Origin of the sequence: Plantactinospora sp. B24E8 (assembly GCF_039871735.1) — a bacterium.
GTDB lineage: Bacteria > Actinomycetota > Actinomycetes > Mycobacteriales > Micromonosporaceae > Plantactinospora.
Genome location: NZ_JBDPMH010000008.1, coordinates 224297 through 237034, shown reverse-complemented (window position 1 = coordinate 237034; position 12738 = coordinate 224297). Strand labels below are relative to the sequence as shown.

The window sequence follows — 12738 nt, the reverse complement described above, 5'->3', positions numbered from 1 at the left end:
GCCCCGAGCAGCCCACCGCGAACATCGTTCGGAGAAACTGGCAACATCTCGGCCGTGGACGAACTTGATTCGGCGATAGTGCGGCATCTGCAGACGGATGCGCGGCAGACCAACCGCGAACTGGCCCGCGCGGTCGGCATCGCGCCGTCGACCTGCCTGGAGCGCGTACGCGCACTACGGGAGCGGGGCGTTATCGCCGGATACCACGCCGAGGTCGACCTGACCGCCCTCAACCGTGGGGTCCAGGCCCTGCTGCACGTCCAGGTCCGGCCGCTGAGCCGCACCGTCATCGACAACTTCAAGACGTACGCGATGGGGCTGCCCGAGGTGCTGTCGGTTTTTGTCGTGGCGGGCGGCGACGACTTCCTCGTCCACGTCGCCGTGCCCAGCGTGGACAGCCTGCACGCCTTCCTGATGGACAAGTTCAGTGGGCGCCGCGAGATCGTCGGGTTCCGCAGCTCGGTGATCTACCAACATGCCCGGAAACAGGTCATCGAACCACTCGACCTGTGAACGGGCGCGATCCGAGCAGCCCGGATCCCCCGTACCCCGGCGGAAGGAACACGATCGACGACGCCGGCAAGGTGGCACGGCCCGACACGGACACGGTGCCGGCCGCCGCGCAGTCGCCTTGACGAAGGCGCTGCGCGGCGGCCGGGCCAGCTACAGGGCGACCTGCCGACGCATGCCCCTCCGGCTGATCATCAGCGTGACCGCGAGCATGGCGACCATCGCCGCGAGGAGGACACCCTGGTCGCCGAGCCACCAGGCGGCGTCCCGCTGACGGCGCACCAACTCGTAGGCAAGAGTGGTGAGGATCGGCACCAGCAGAAGCACACTGGCCACGATCGACACCCGTACGTCAAGTGCCGCGCCCACGACGACTGCCACGAGCCAGGCGGCCACGATGACCGTCTGCCCGAACCCGCCGGCCCAGCCGTTGAGCGGGTTGGGGGTCATGACCGCGACCACCACGGCCGCGCCGACCAGCCAGGTCCAGGGCCGGGCGACCCGGGGCTGCCCCGTGGCGAGCAGCGGCAGCATCGCCAGTACGGCCAACACAGCTGCCCAGGTCGAAGCGTCCAGGGCCCGGTGGACGACCACTTGGAGCACGGTCCCGCTCACCTCGGTCCCCGTCCACTGCTCCACGTACAACCGGTTGTGCACCACGGCCTGCGAGAGGTCGATGACGAGCGCGCCGATGGTCGCGGCGAACGCGAGACGGTAGCGGGCCCACGCCGCGGCGGCCAGTGCGAGCAGCCACATCACCGGCGTGACCAGGCTTCCGGCGACAATCGCGGTGGCGGCGGTGCCGGGCAGCAGCAGCCACAGGCGCCACATGACGGGCGTGGCGGTGAGGGCGATGCCGCAGACGAGCAGGGACAGTACGGTCAACCGCAGCGTCGAGTGCCGCAAGGCGGCCCGGGAGCGGAGCCGGTCCACGCCGGCGCGGGCCCGCAGCCCGCCCACCAGGAGCGCCAGGGACTCCCGGAGGTTCGGGTGCCGCCGGTCCGTCTCACCTGCGGCCAGCAGCGTTTCCAGCATCTCGTCGGCCCGGTACTGCCGGTAGGCCCGGGGGTACGCGCGCAGCAGCCACCGGTAGCGGCGCTCCAGGCCGGTCACGCCAGCACCGTCCGCGCCGTCGCCGCCTTCGGCGCCACGGACCGGGTCTGGACGACCCGGGCTGCGGTCGCCATCCGCGCCGCCTCCGCCTGCAGCGCGGCCAGGCCGTGTCCGGTCAACTCGTACGTACGGCGGGCGCGGCCGTTGACCACCGTCTCCTCGGCCACCCGCACCATCTCCTCGCCGGTGAGCCGGTCCAAGGCGGCGTACAGGGTGCCGGTGGTCAGCCGTACCCGCCCGTCGGACAGCTCCTGCGCCCGCTTGACGATCGCGTAGCCGTGCAACGCCCCGTCCTGCAGGGCGGCCAGGATGAAGTACGTGGGTTCGCGCATCGCCGGTACCGGTTTAGTCATGTCATCTACATAAGCAGATGATCGACCTATGCGTCAATCGGTTCGCTTCCCGGCCAGCCGTCAGCGTCCGGCGGCCCCGGTAGGGCCGCCGGGCGCACCAGTCAGTGGGCGTTGCCCGCCGTGATCAGGCGCGCCTCACCCGCCGGCAGGGCCGGACAGACCGGAGCCCCCTTGTACGTCGCACCGTCCGGAGTGATCAGCCATGCCGGCAGGTTGTCGGTGCTGCCGATCAGATAGGTGCCGAGGTCGTTGTAGGCAAACCGGACGTGGTACGACGCGCACTCGTCCGCAGCCTCGTTGAGCTCCTCGCGGTAGTGGACCATGGACGGCGAGGAGCGGAGGAACCCGTTGGCGCCGAACACGTTCTGCTCGAACGTGTTGAAGTTGCTGCCGTCGCGCACCTTGATCGGCTCGCTGCTCACCCCGGTCACCTGGTTGCTCACGAACCGGTTGCGGTTGCTCTTGTGGGTCACGTAGATGGCGTGGATGTAGCTGTTCTCGGAGTTCCGCAGGTCCACGAAGTGGTTGTTCTCGATGCGGTTGTCGGACGACTCGGTGAGCACGATCCCGCCGTAGCCGCACCGCAGGAAGTCGGGGTTGTCGCACGAACCGCCGGTGTAGGCGTTGCCGATCTTCGTGAAGAGCATCCCGAAGACGGTGTTGCCGTCCAGTCCCCGGGCCGAGGGCAGGCCCGGCGCCGACGTGCGCTGGTAGCCCCCGCCGCACGACCCCGCCGAGCCGTCCAGCGAGATGGCCGAGGCGGCGTAGTACTCCACCTGCAGGTAGTAGAACCGCAACCCGGACGTCCCGCCCTCCGTGAGAGGCTGGCCGGGATTACCGGGACAGGCATAGAACCACGGCCCGTCGATGTACCGGCCCGACCCGCTGGCCCGCCGGTTCTGGAAGACCGGCCGCGCCGCGATCCCGCCGATGCCCTCGCCGTACTCGTAGTCGTCCGGCATGAACGAGATCGTGTGGCCCGGACGGTAGGTCTGCCAGACGATGCCCTGGGCCACGTACGTGCCGGCGTGGATGCGTACCTCGACATCCATGTCGAGCGGGCCGGCGGCGACGAGCTGCTGCACCCGTACCAGACTCTGGACCGCGGTGGCCGGCGTCGCGCCGTCCCGGGCGTCGTCGCCGGCCGCGTTCAGATAAATGGTCTGGACGCCCTCGGCAGAGCTGGCCTGGACGTCCTCGGCCGAGCTGGCCTGGACGTTCTCCGCAGCGGCGGGCGACGTGCCCACCACCACCGCGGACAGCCCGAGAACCATCACCGCAAACAGATGTCTGAGACTTCTCACCGACGCTCCCTCCCCGTACGCGGACCCGTCGACCGTCCGGGCGGACCGACGGAGATCGATCTCCGCCCGGTCATGATGTCATGCGCGCCCTGGGGGTATGCGCCCACGACACCTGACGACCACCAAAGTCTGTGATCGTTTTCGTGATCGACAGCGCAGACGCACCCACCTACGATCCTCCGGTGTCGATCAGCCACCAGGAATTCGAGCTTGTCCGCCAGAAGTCCGCGTACCGGGCGGCGATCTGGATTGCCCGCGCTCTGTTGCTGTTGGCGGCGCCCCTGCTGATACTGCAACTCACCGGTGCTCTCGACGCGGTGCCGGCAGCGGTCGTCGCAGCCCTCTGGGCCGTGTGCTGTGCTCTGGTCATCGCGGAATGGGTTCTCTTCCACCGGGCGGGTGTCCCACTTCTCGCTGACGGTCTCCCGGGTGGCGAAGGCGTGCCGCTGAGAAGAACCCTCTACCTGGATACTCTCGGCCTCAACCGGACCCCGAGGCCGCGCCCCTGACCCGTAGCGTGCGGACCTGACGCGAGCGCAGCACTGATCCGATCGGTCGGAGATGCCGCACGGACCGTCCGACGCGGCAGCGGCCGCCTCCCTGTCGAGATCTGTGGACCGTTGTGGCGACGGCACTGACATCTGTGGACAAACTGTGGTGGTGGCGGGGCTGCGGTTCGGCGGCCGAGACAACACAATGCGTACATGACCAATCACGACAAGTCCGTACCTGATCACCTGCTGATCAAAATCGAGCAGCGGGACGACCCCGTATCGATGATCTCCGAGGACGACGCCCGACGTCGCTCGCTCGCCTACCCCAAGACCATGTGGGGCGCCCCGATCTTCGGCCTGGCCGAGGAGTTGGCCGACGGCCGGTGGCGCATCATCCGACTCGACGGCGAAGAGCCGCAGTACGCCCGGGACAGTCTCGCCCACCACCTCCGCACCCGGCACAGCGAGACACCGGACACCCCCGAGAACGCCACCGAGCGGGCCGAGTGCGAGGCCGCCTACGAACTGCTCGACTGGGAACCCGTCAACGACGTCACCGTCCACGGCTGTCGATACCGGATCATCCGCGCCCAGCCGTTCATCCGGATGGGGCCGGACGGACCCGAGCCGCCCCGGCCCACCGACCCCGACCCGTATCCGCCCGGTCAGACGGAGAAGGCCCCGTCGCAGCTGGACGGATTCATCATCGACCCGACCGCCAGCACCGGACTCACCGACGGCATCGTCCGGATCGAGATGACCTCCGCGGCGCACCGGGCACGAACCGTGCCCGCGCAGGTACGCAAGGACTCCTACCGGGCCATGGACACCCACCCCAACGTGGTGCTGCTCCCCGTCGGCTTCACCATCGGCGGGTACGTCGACGGCAGTTGGCGACCCAAGTCGTTCGACACGTACCCGACCCCGCAAGCCGCCCGGGACGCCGGCTCCTTCTCCATCGGGCACATCCCGCTGGACGACAACACGCCGATGGAGGAGTTCATGACGGCGTACCAGCGCGCCAAGGCGGCGCACAAACCGCCGACAACCGACGAGTTCGAGATGCACGGCGTGCGGTGCCGGGTCACCCGGGTCGAAACCTTCGTCCGGGTCGGCCCCGACGGACCGGAAGGACCCCGCCCCTCCGACCACGACTCCCAGCCACCGCCGGCCCGACACGTCGCCGACCTGCGCGCCCAGGGCCTGATGCCCGACCCCGACTGACCCGACGACGGGCGGGTGCGGGTACGCCGTCAGCCGTACCCCACCCGGCCGCCATCAGTTACTGTCCGCCGGTGCAGGCCGACGTCCTAACCGCAGTGGATCGGTCCCCACCGCTCCTCGGACAGGTTGCGGTACACCACGTACACGAGGATGCAGTGACCGGCGGTCCCGGTGATCTGCGCCGGGCCGGCGTAGTACTGGAAGTTGCCGTAGTCACGGTCGAAGACCAGCGGCTCACACGGGTAGCCCGGGTTGCCGGTGGCACAGCGACCGACGAAGACCTCCATGTGCTCGGACCGGTCGCGGTTGAGGTTCTTCTGCGCCCAGACGCAGTTCGTCCCGCCGTTCGCGCTGGAGTAGGAGACGAAGACCGAGATCGCCCCGCCGTAGGCGTCCCGGTGCGGCGACAGCTCCGTACCGGAGCAGGTCGCCCGGGGGCTCAGCTTGACGTGCGCGGACGCCGGCGATCCGGTCGCCAGCAGGGACGCCGCCACCACCAGCACCGTCGCCAGGAACGCGCCGACCAGGGCCCGCTTCCGTGACCAGTACGTCGTCGGAGCCATGAGATTCCTTCCCATCGGGAGCAGTTTGCCCACAACGTACCTGTCCCGCACTCCGTACGCCGATTCGACCGATGTCGGCGCTCCTACGGTGCGGGGGCGACGGACGGCACTCAGCGGATGGCGCCGAGCACCAGCCAGCGTCCGGAGCGCATCCGCAGCAGCAGGCCGACCAGCCGGATCACGATGAACAGGGTCAGCCCGGCCCAGATCCCACCGAGCCCGAGGGCGAGCAGGTAACTGAGCCAGATCGCCGGTAGGAACCCGCCGAGGGCGGCGACGATGGTGAGATCCCGCATGTAACGGACGTCACCGGCGCCGATCAGCACCCCGTCGAGCGCGAACACCACCCCGGCGAGCGGCTGCATGAGGACAAACCAGGGCCAGGCCCGCAGTGCCTGGTCGTGCACCTGCGGGTCGGCGCTGAACCAGGACGGGATGATGGTGGCACCGGCACCGACCAGCACGGCGAAGCCGACCCCGCAGATTCCGCCGACCACCGCGACCCGGCGGGCCAGCAGCCGGGCGGTCCCCGCGTCACCGGCCCCGAGCGCCGCCCCGACCAGCGACTGGGCGGCGATGGCCAGCGCGTCGAGCAGTAGCGCGGTGAAGAACCACAGTTGCAGGGCGATCTGGTGGGCGCCGACCGCAGCCACCCCGAACCGGGCCGCCACGCTGGTCGCCGACAGGAAGCTGACCTGGAACGCGGCACCCCGGATCAACAGGTCCCGGCCGAGGGCAAGCTGCTGTCCGATCACCCGGAACCGTGGGGCCAGCGGCACCCGCTCGGCGACCAGGGCACCGGCGAAGAGCAGTCCGCAGAGCACCTGCGCGGTCGCGTTCGCGATCGCCGAGCCGACCAGACCCAGCCCGGCCGGATAGACCAGTACCGGGCAGAGGACCGCGGAGAGCAGGTTGGGTCCGAGCACGAACCAGAGCGGACGTCGGGTGTCCTGCACCCCGCGCATCCAGCCGTTGCCGGCGGCGGCAAGCAGCAGCCCGGGGGCGCCGATCGCCGCGATCCGCAGCCAGAGTGTCGCGCCGTCGACCACCTCGGCGGATTCGCCTCCGGCGAGGGTACGCGCCAACGGGCCGGCCGCGAACTGCAGGACGATCGCCATCAGCAGTCCGGTGCCGAGGGCGAGCCAGGACGACTGCACGCCCTCGGCGATCGCGGCGGCCCGGTCGCCGTACCCGAAGCGGCGGGCCGCCCGCCCGGTGGTGCCGTACGCCGTCACGGTGCCGATCCAGGCGACCAAGGTCATCACCGGCCCGCCGACCGCGAGTGCGGCCAGCGGCACCGCGCCGAGGTGCCCGAGTACGGCGGTGTCGACCAGCACGTAGAGCGGTTCGGCGGCGAGCACCACCAGGGCGGGCAGGGCCAGCCCGGCGATCCGCCGCGCGGACGCCTCGACCGGTTTGCCGGACGACGCCTCGACGGGCTTACCGGAGACGGCTTCCGACTTGACTGTCTCACTCATCGCCGGCGATCGTGCCACGCGCTACGTAAGGACCGCAACCTCTCTCCTCACTTACATCTGTAGGCAGGGGGAACACGCGAACCGGGGCGGCGCCGTCGACCTGCTGTCGGTGGCACCGCCCCGGTCAGGGCGCAAGGAGCGCGATCGATCCGCCGGTCAGACTCCTGGTCAGACTCCGGCGACCGAGGTGATCCAACTACGGTTGGCCGCGACCGATCCGTAGTTCTGGTACGACGAACCGTTGCCCGTCGAGCAGACGCCGACCTGCTGGCCGTTGTAGAACTGCGGTCCACCGGAGTCGCCCCGCCAGGCGACACCGTTGCCGGGGCCGCTGCGGATCGCCGGGCCGCCGTACGCGTCCGTGGCGCTCAGGCTGGTCACCGTGACCGTGGCGGACTTCAGCTGGCTCGAGGCGGGGCAGTTGGTGCAGGTACGGCCCCAGCCGTAGATGGTGTTCGTCGAGCCGACCGGCGGGTTGCTGCTGGCCAGCGTCACGTACGTGGTGCTCACCGCGCTGTTGAGGTAGAGCAGCGCCAGGTCGTTGCGGGTCTGCCGGGACTGGACGTTGCGGGTGACGCCGCCGGAGGCGTAGTAGACGCTGCCGACCCGGACGGTCATCGTGCCGCCGACGCAGTGCGCCGCGGTCAGCACCCACCGGGAGGCGATGATCGAGCCGGAGCAGGCGAACGAGCCGTTCTGGAAGACGGCCGCCGCCCAGGGAGCGGACGAGACGGTGCCGCCGCCGATGATCGGCGCCGGGGCGGCCGCCGCCACCGAGGGTACGGCGAGGGCGCCGGTGAGTGCGGTGGCGATCGCCGCCAGCGCGAGACGGATGCGCAAAGGGGGGCTCCTTCCGAGGGGGTTACCCGGGGATTCCCGGGCCGGTCGGGCCGGTGCGCGACGGTGCTGGTCGCCCGTCGTCCGCACCACTGTTGCGGACCATCCACAGTGAACCTTGTTCCACCTGAACCGCGTGGCGTTTGCGCCCCGACCTCCCCCTGCGGCCACGACGGACCGCAGGGGGAGGTGGAAAAGGTTCAATGGATGCCAAACGAACGGCCGAGGCGCGGCCGTCCGTTTGACGAATCAGGCTAGGTCCTCCGTCTGCGGCACACAAGCCTTACCGAGTGACCACCCTCGATCAGAAACATCGATCAAGGAAGATGCGTAACCGAAACCGGTCAGTCGGTGCCGGCCTCCATCGCCGCGTGGTCGAGCAGCGCGTCCGCCTCGGAGACCTCACCCCGGGAGGCGATCGCCTCGGCACCGCCCTCGGACATCGTGCCGATCAGCCCGGTCGAGGCCGGCTGGGTGTCACCGAGCAGCGCCGGGTGCGGGGTGCCGCCGACCATGCCGAGCCGGGCGTACTGCTCGAGCTTGGCCCGGGAGTCGGCGATGTCGAGGTTGCGCATGGTCAGCTGACCGATCCGGTCGACCGGGCCGAACGCCGAGTCCTCGGTCCGCTCCATCGACAGCTTGTCCGGGTGGTAGCTGAACGCCGGCCCGGTGGTGTCGATGATCGAGTAGTCCTCGCCGCGCCGCAGCCGCAGGGTCACCTCACCGGTGACCGCCGAGCCGACCCAGCGCTGCAACGACTCGCGCAGCATCAGCGCCTGCGGGTCCAGCCAGCGGCCCTCGTACATCAGCCGGCCCAGCTTCCGCCCCTCGACGTGGTAGCTGGCCAGGGTGTCCTCGTTGTGGATCGCGTTGACCAGCCGCTCGTACGCGGCGTGCAGCAGCGCCATCCCCGGCGCCTCGTAGACGCCACGGCTCTTGGCCTCGATGATCCGGTTCTCGATCTGGTCGGACATGCCCAGCCCGTGCCGGCCGCCGATGGCGTTCGCCTCCAGCACCAGGTCGACGGCGGAGGCGAACTCCTTGCCGTTGATCATCACCGGTCGTCCCTGCTCGAACCGGACCGAGACGTCCTCGGTGTCGATCTCGACCGTCGGGTCCCAGAACCGTACGCCCATGATCGGCTCGACGATCTCGATGCCGGTGTCGAGGTGTTCCAGGGACTTCGCCTCGTGCGTCGCACCCCAGATGTTCGCGTCGGTCGAGTACGCCTTCTCCACGCTGTCCCGGTAGGGCAGGCCGTGGGCGAGCAGCCACTCCGACATCTCCTTGCGGCCGCCGAGTTCGGTGACGAAGTCGGCGTCCAGCCACGGCTTGTAGATCCGCAGCGAAGGGTTGGCGAGCAGCCCGTACCGGTAGAACCGCTCGATGTCGTTGCCCTTGAAGGTGGAGCCGTCGCCCCAGATCTGCACCCCGTCGTCGAGCATCGCGCGGACCAGCAGGGTGCCGGTGACGGCCCGGCCGAGCGGGGTGGTGTTGAAGTAGGTGCGGCCGCCGGACCGGATGTGGAAGGCACCGCAGGCCAGCGCCGCCAGTCCCTCCTCCACCAACGCCGCCCGGCAGTCGACCAGTCGGGCGACCTCGGCGCCGTACGCCATCGCGCGGCCGGGCACCGAGGCGATGTCCGGCTCGTCGTACTGGCCGATCTCAGCCGTGTACGTGCACGGCACGGCACCCTTGTCGCGCATCCACGCGACCGCTACCGAGGTGTCGAGGCCGCCAGAGAAGGCGATGCCGACACGTTCACCGACAGGCAGGGAGGTAAGGACCTTGGACACGGTCATAGTATATGCATACGACTGCATGATCATTCAAGACGGGTGGCCGACTCGCCGCCCTCCCTACCGGGCGAGGTTCTGGGTTACCGTCGGAACTCTCGCCCGGGCAGTCCCCAAAGGGAGGGTTTGTGACACTGGAGCAGGGGTCGGTCTTCGCTGGTTACTCCATCGAGCGGCTCATCGGGTCGGGTGCCACCACCGAGGTGTACGCCGCGCGGCATCCACGACTGCCACGCAGTGACGCACTCAAGATCCTGCCCCTGACCGGCGATGACGGATCCGGCTACCCGCAACGGTTCACGGACGCGGTCGACGCCGCCGCCCGACTGCGGCACCCGAACATCGTGGCGGTCCACGATCGCGGCGAGTTCGACGGACGACTCTGGTACGCGATGGACCTCGTCGACGGTCCGGCGCTGTCCGACCTGCTCCACAGTACGCCCGCCGGACTCCCCCCGGCACAGGTCGGCACCATCACCGCGGCGCTGGCCAACGCCCTGGACTACATCCACAGCTCCGGCCTGCTCCACCGCGACGTCACCCCCACCAACATCCTGGTCAACTCGCGGGGCCAGGTGGCGCTGACCGATGTCGGCATCTCCCGGCTGGGCTCCGCCGGGACGGACCCGGCTGGCGCCGGCGTGACCCTGGACGCTGTCCGCCACACCTCGCCCGAGCAGCTCCAGGACGGCCACCTCGACGGGCGGTCCGACCAGTACTCCCTGGCCTGTACGGTGTTCCGGCTGCTCACCGGCCACGACCCGTACGAGGGTGGCAACCCGGTGGCGGTCATCGCCGCACATCTCGGAGCGCCGGTGCCGTCCGTCCGACGGTTCCATCCGCACCTCGCCCCGGCGGTCGACGCGGTTGTCGGACGCGCGATGGCCAAGGATCCGGCCTACCGCTACCCGTCCTGCGGCGAGTTCGCCAACGCCCTCTCCGCGAGCCTCGCGATCGGCGGCGTTCCCGCCCCCGCACCAACCGCACCGCCACAACCAACCGGACCCACGCCGCCACAACCAGCGGGACCCACGCCGGTAACGGCCCACCCCGTCGCCGCCGCCCACCAGCCGGGACACCCGAACCAGGCGGGACACCCGAGCCAGCCGGGCGAACCGGGCCACCCCGGTCAACCTGCGTACCCGGGCCCGCTGACGCACCCCGGCCATCCGGGCTCCCGGGCGCGTCTCCGGCAGGTGGTCGCCGCCGCGCTGCTGGCGGCGTTCGTCGTCCTGGCGGTGACGGCGGTCTTCGTCATCAGGCTGACAACCGGCCAGCAGGACCTGACGGCCTGGGACGACAAGCTGTACCCGGAGGAGATCCCGTCGATCTTCCGGGTGTCGTTGCGCGACGAACTCCTCCGGTTGACGTCCCAGCCGCCGGCACCGGTGTGGACCGCCCGGGTTCAGGGCAGTCAGCCCACCGTCCTCGGTGGTGACTCCACCATCGTCCTGCTCCGCTCCGGGACATCCCTGGTCGGCCTCGACATGCGTACCGGCGACGAACGCTGGTCCCGCGTCGACCTGACCGGCCCTGTCACGTCATGCGCCGTACGGGAGAACCGGATCGGCTGTGTCGCGGGTGCCGGCAACGGCGCCGACTCCACGGTCGTCTTCCTGGACACCGACACCGGCGAGACCGTGCAGACCGTGAAGGCACCCAATCGGGAACTCACCTCGATGGTGGTCGCCGACGACCGTTTTGTCGCCCTGGGGACCCGGGCGGAGGAGGGCGGATTCGCCGCCGGATACACCACCGAGGGCGACCCGGTCTGGACCCGCGAGGGCCACGACGACATGTACGTCGCACCCACCGAGGGGCTGCTTGTCGACACCAGGTTCGACGCCGACGAGGTCGTCTTCGTCGACACCGCGGACGGCCGTGAGGTGCTCCGGTCCGCCCGGGTCAGCAAGGAACGCGATCTGACCTGGAACGTCTTCCGCGGTGGCATCGCCATCCAGAACCAGGACTGGACCGGCACCGACATCTACGACCTGGACGGCACCAGGAAGTCCTCCGTTGCCGGCTGGGAGCCGGCGGCCTACCAGAACCGGTACGCGCCGACCTCACCACTGCCGCTGCTCGTCCGACTCGGCGGCCCGGCTCCGCACCACCCGGCCCGGGACACGGTCGCCGCGGCGAACCCGAACACCGGCCACCTGCTGTGGCGGATCTCGGGGCCGGAGCTCTCCACCCGGATGGCGACGGTGGGCGAGTACCTCGTCATGAACGTCGCCGCCCCGGGAACCTCCGGCGACTCGGAACGGACCGATCAGAGCTTCGTCCGGGTGTACAACTGCGTCACCGGCGAACCCCTCTCCCCGCCGATCGACATGGCGGGGCGGAACGCGGTGGAGCCGTACTGGATCGAGTCGGACGGCTCCCGGCTCGTCTACAGCCAGATCACCGACAACGCACAGTCGCCGTACATCACGATCGGGTACGACATCTCGTCGGGACAGCGGGACTGGGAGCTACCGATGACAACCCGCCCCGAGTACGTCGGCGGTGGGATCGTCGCCGGCACCGGCCGCGCGGCGGTCAGCCTGTTCCGCTGAGGCCGGGCGGCCGTCCACGACGGCCGGGCTGCGACGGCGCACAACGGACGGCCGGCTCCCCGGTCACTGCGGGTCCGGGGTGCCGTGCTCCCAGACGCAGGGTGAGCCACCCGTGAGGTAGATGTCGACCGCACCGGAGTCGCGGTTCCACACCGCGACGGTGACCCGGAACCCGTCCTCGGGGTGCTCGACGCTGAGTCGCGGGTCACTGCGGTCGCTCAGGTCGTTGACGATCGTGTAGTTGTGCCGTCGCCAGTGGTCGGCCAGCATCGGCAGCGCCTGGTCCGCCGGCCAGTCCGCCGGGAAGACCACCTCGTACCGCTTCTCGTAGAAGACGCGACCGGCCGGACCGCCGTCGGTCGGGTCGTCACACGGCAGCGTGCCCGCGACGCCGAAGAGCTCCAGCCGCGCCCCGGGCGGAAGCTGCCCGTACGTCTCCTGGAGAAGCTCCTCCACCCGTTGCGCCGCCTGCTCGGCGGTGATGGTCGGTTGCATGCCCGGTTCCTCC

12 protein-coding genes are annotated in these 12738 nt (G+C 70.0%); 4 read left to right on the top strand and 8 right to left on the bottom strand.

Features of this window, described 5'->3' with window-relative positions; genetic code table 11:
* Nucleotides 1-54 precede the first annotated feature (54 nt).
* On the top strand, nucleotides 55-513 hold the full coding sequence (locus tag ABGB21_RS15730) for an Lrp/AsnC family transcriptional regulator (RefSeq protein WP_347652174.1): 459 nt from the start codon (nucleotides 55-57) through the stop codon (nucleotides 511-513).
* 150 nt (nucleotides 514-663) lie between these two features.
* Here ABGB21_RS15730 and ABGB21_RS15725 read toward each other — a convergent pair whose 3' ends face one another.
* From ABGB21_RS15725 to ABGB21_RS15715, 3 genes are all read right to left on the bottom strand, one after another.
* Nucleotides 664-1623 carry a hypothetical protein gene (locus ABGB21_RS15725; protein ID WP_347652175.1) on the bottom strand — a complete coding sequence of 320 codons (960 nt, stop codon included), beginning with the start codon at nucleotides 1621-1623 and terminating at the stop codon, nucleotides 664-666.
* Entirely contained in the window at nucleotides 1620-1976 is a 357-nt protein-coding gene (locus tag ABGB21_RS15720; RefSeq protein ID WP_347652176.1) for a PadR family transcriptional regulator, read from the bottom strand. The genes ABGB21_RS15725 and ABGB21_RS15720 overlap by 4 nt, the downstream gene beginning before the upstream one ends.
* 101 nt (nucleotides 1977-2077) lie before the next feature.
* The gene (locus tag ABGB21_RS15715; protein ID WP_347652177.1) at nucleotides 2078-3280 is read right to left on the bottom strand and encodes a right-handed parallel beta-helix repeat-containing protein; all 1203 of its coding nucleotides are present in this window, start codon (nucleotides 3278-3280) and stop codon (nucleotides 2078-2080) included.
* 143 nt (nucleotides 3281-3423) lie between these two features.
* Here ABGB21_RS15715 and ABGB21_RS15710 point away from each other — a divergent pair, with 143 nt between their 5' ends.
* Together ABGB21_RS15710 and ABGB21_RS15705 are read left to right on the top strand one after the other, a co-directional pair.
* The gene (locus tag ABGB21_RS15710) at nucleotides 3424-3789 is read left to right on the top strand and encodes a hypothetical protein (RefSeq protein ID WP_347652178.1); all 366 of its coding nucleotides are present in this window, start codon (nucleotides 3424-3426) and stop codon (nucleotides 3787-3789) included.
* A 195-nt stretch (nucleotides 3790-3984) separates the two neighbouring features.
* The gene (locus tag ABGB21_RS15705) at nucleotides 3985-4998 is read left to right on the top strand and encodes a DUF5954 family protein (protein ID WP_347652179.1); all 1014 of its coding nucleotides are present in this window, start codon (nucleotides 3985-3987) and stop codon (nucleotides 4996-4998) included.
* An 86-nt stretch (nucleotides 4999-5084) separates the two neighbouring features.
* On the opposite strand, the gene ABGB21_RS15700 is transcribed toward ABGB21_RS15705, so the two are convergent.
* From ABGB21_RS15700 to argG, 4 genes are all read right to left on the bottom strand, one after another.
* Entirely contained in the window at nucleotides 5085-5576 is a 492-nt protein-coding gene (locus ABGB21_RS15700; RefSeq protein ID WP_347652180.1) for a hypothetical protein, read from the bottom strand.
* A gap of 95 nt (nucleotides 5577-5671) precedes the next feature.
* Nucleotides 5672-7039, bottom strand: a complete 1368-nt coding sequence (locus tag ABGB21_RS15695) for an MATE family efflux transporter (protein ID WP_347652181.1) — start codon at nucleotides 7037-7039, stop codon at nucleotides 5672-5674.
* A 168-nt stretch (nucleotides 7040-7207) separates the two neighbouring features.
* Nucleotides 7208-7879: a trypsin-like serine protease gene (locus ABGB21_RS15690; protein WP_347652182.1), complete on the bottom strand. Its 672-nt coding sequence runs from the start codon at nucleotides 7877-7879 to the stop codon at nucleotides 7208-7210.
* 341 nt (nucleotides 7880-8220) lie between these two features.
* On the bottom strand, nucleotides 8221-9672 hold the full coding sequence (argG, locus tag ABGB21_RS15685) for an argininosuccinate synthase (RefSeq protein ID WP_347652183.1): 1452 nt from the start codon (nucleotides 9670-9672) through the stop codon (nucleotides 8221-8223).
* Nucleotides 9673-9800: 128 nt separating this feature from the next.
* Between argG and ABGB21_RS15680 the strand changes: the two genes are divergently transcribed.
* Nucleotides 9801-12230: a protein kinase gene (locus ABGB21_RS15680; RefSeq protein WP_347678317.1), complete on the top strand. Its 2430-nt coding sequence runs from the start codon at nucleotides 9801-9803 to the stop codon at nucleotides 12228-12230.
* Nucleotides 12231-12293: 63 nt separating this feature from the next.
* On the opposite strand, the gene ABGB21_RS15675 is transcribed toward ABGB21_RS15680, so the two are convergent.
* Nucleotides 12294-12725 carry a hypothetical protein gene (locus ABGB21_RS15675; RefSeq protein WP_347652185.1) on the bottom strand — a complete coding sequence of 144 codons (432 nt, stop codon included), beginning with the start codon at nucleotides 12723-12725 and terminating at the stop codon, nucleotides 12294-12296.
* Nucleotides 12726-12738: the final 13 nt, after the last annotated feature.

Excerpts from the sequence above, each read along its gene's own strand:
- ABGB21_RS15720 (WP_347652176.1), bottom strand. The coding sequence starts at position 1,976 with ATGACTAAACCGGTACCGGCGATGCGCGAACCCACGTACTTCATCCTG.
- ABGB21_RS15705 (WP_347652179.1), top strand. The coding sequence starts at position 3,985 with ATGACCAATCACGACAAGTCCGTACCTGATCACCTGCTGATCAAAATC.
- ABGB21_RS15700 (WP_347652180.1), bottom strand. The coding sequence starts at position 5,576 with ATGGGAAGGAATCTCATGGCTCCGACGACGTACTGGTCACGGAAGCGG.
- ABGB21_RS15695 (WP_347652181.1), bottom strand. The coding sequence starts at position 7,039 with ATGAGTGAGACAGTCAAGTCGGAAGCCGTCTCCGGTAAGCCCGTCGAG.
- ABGB21_RS15675 (WP_347652185.1), bottom strand. The coding sequence starts at position 12,725 with ATGCAACCGACCATCACCGCCGAGCAGGCGGCGCAACGGGTGGAGGAG.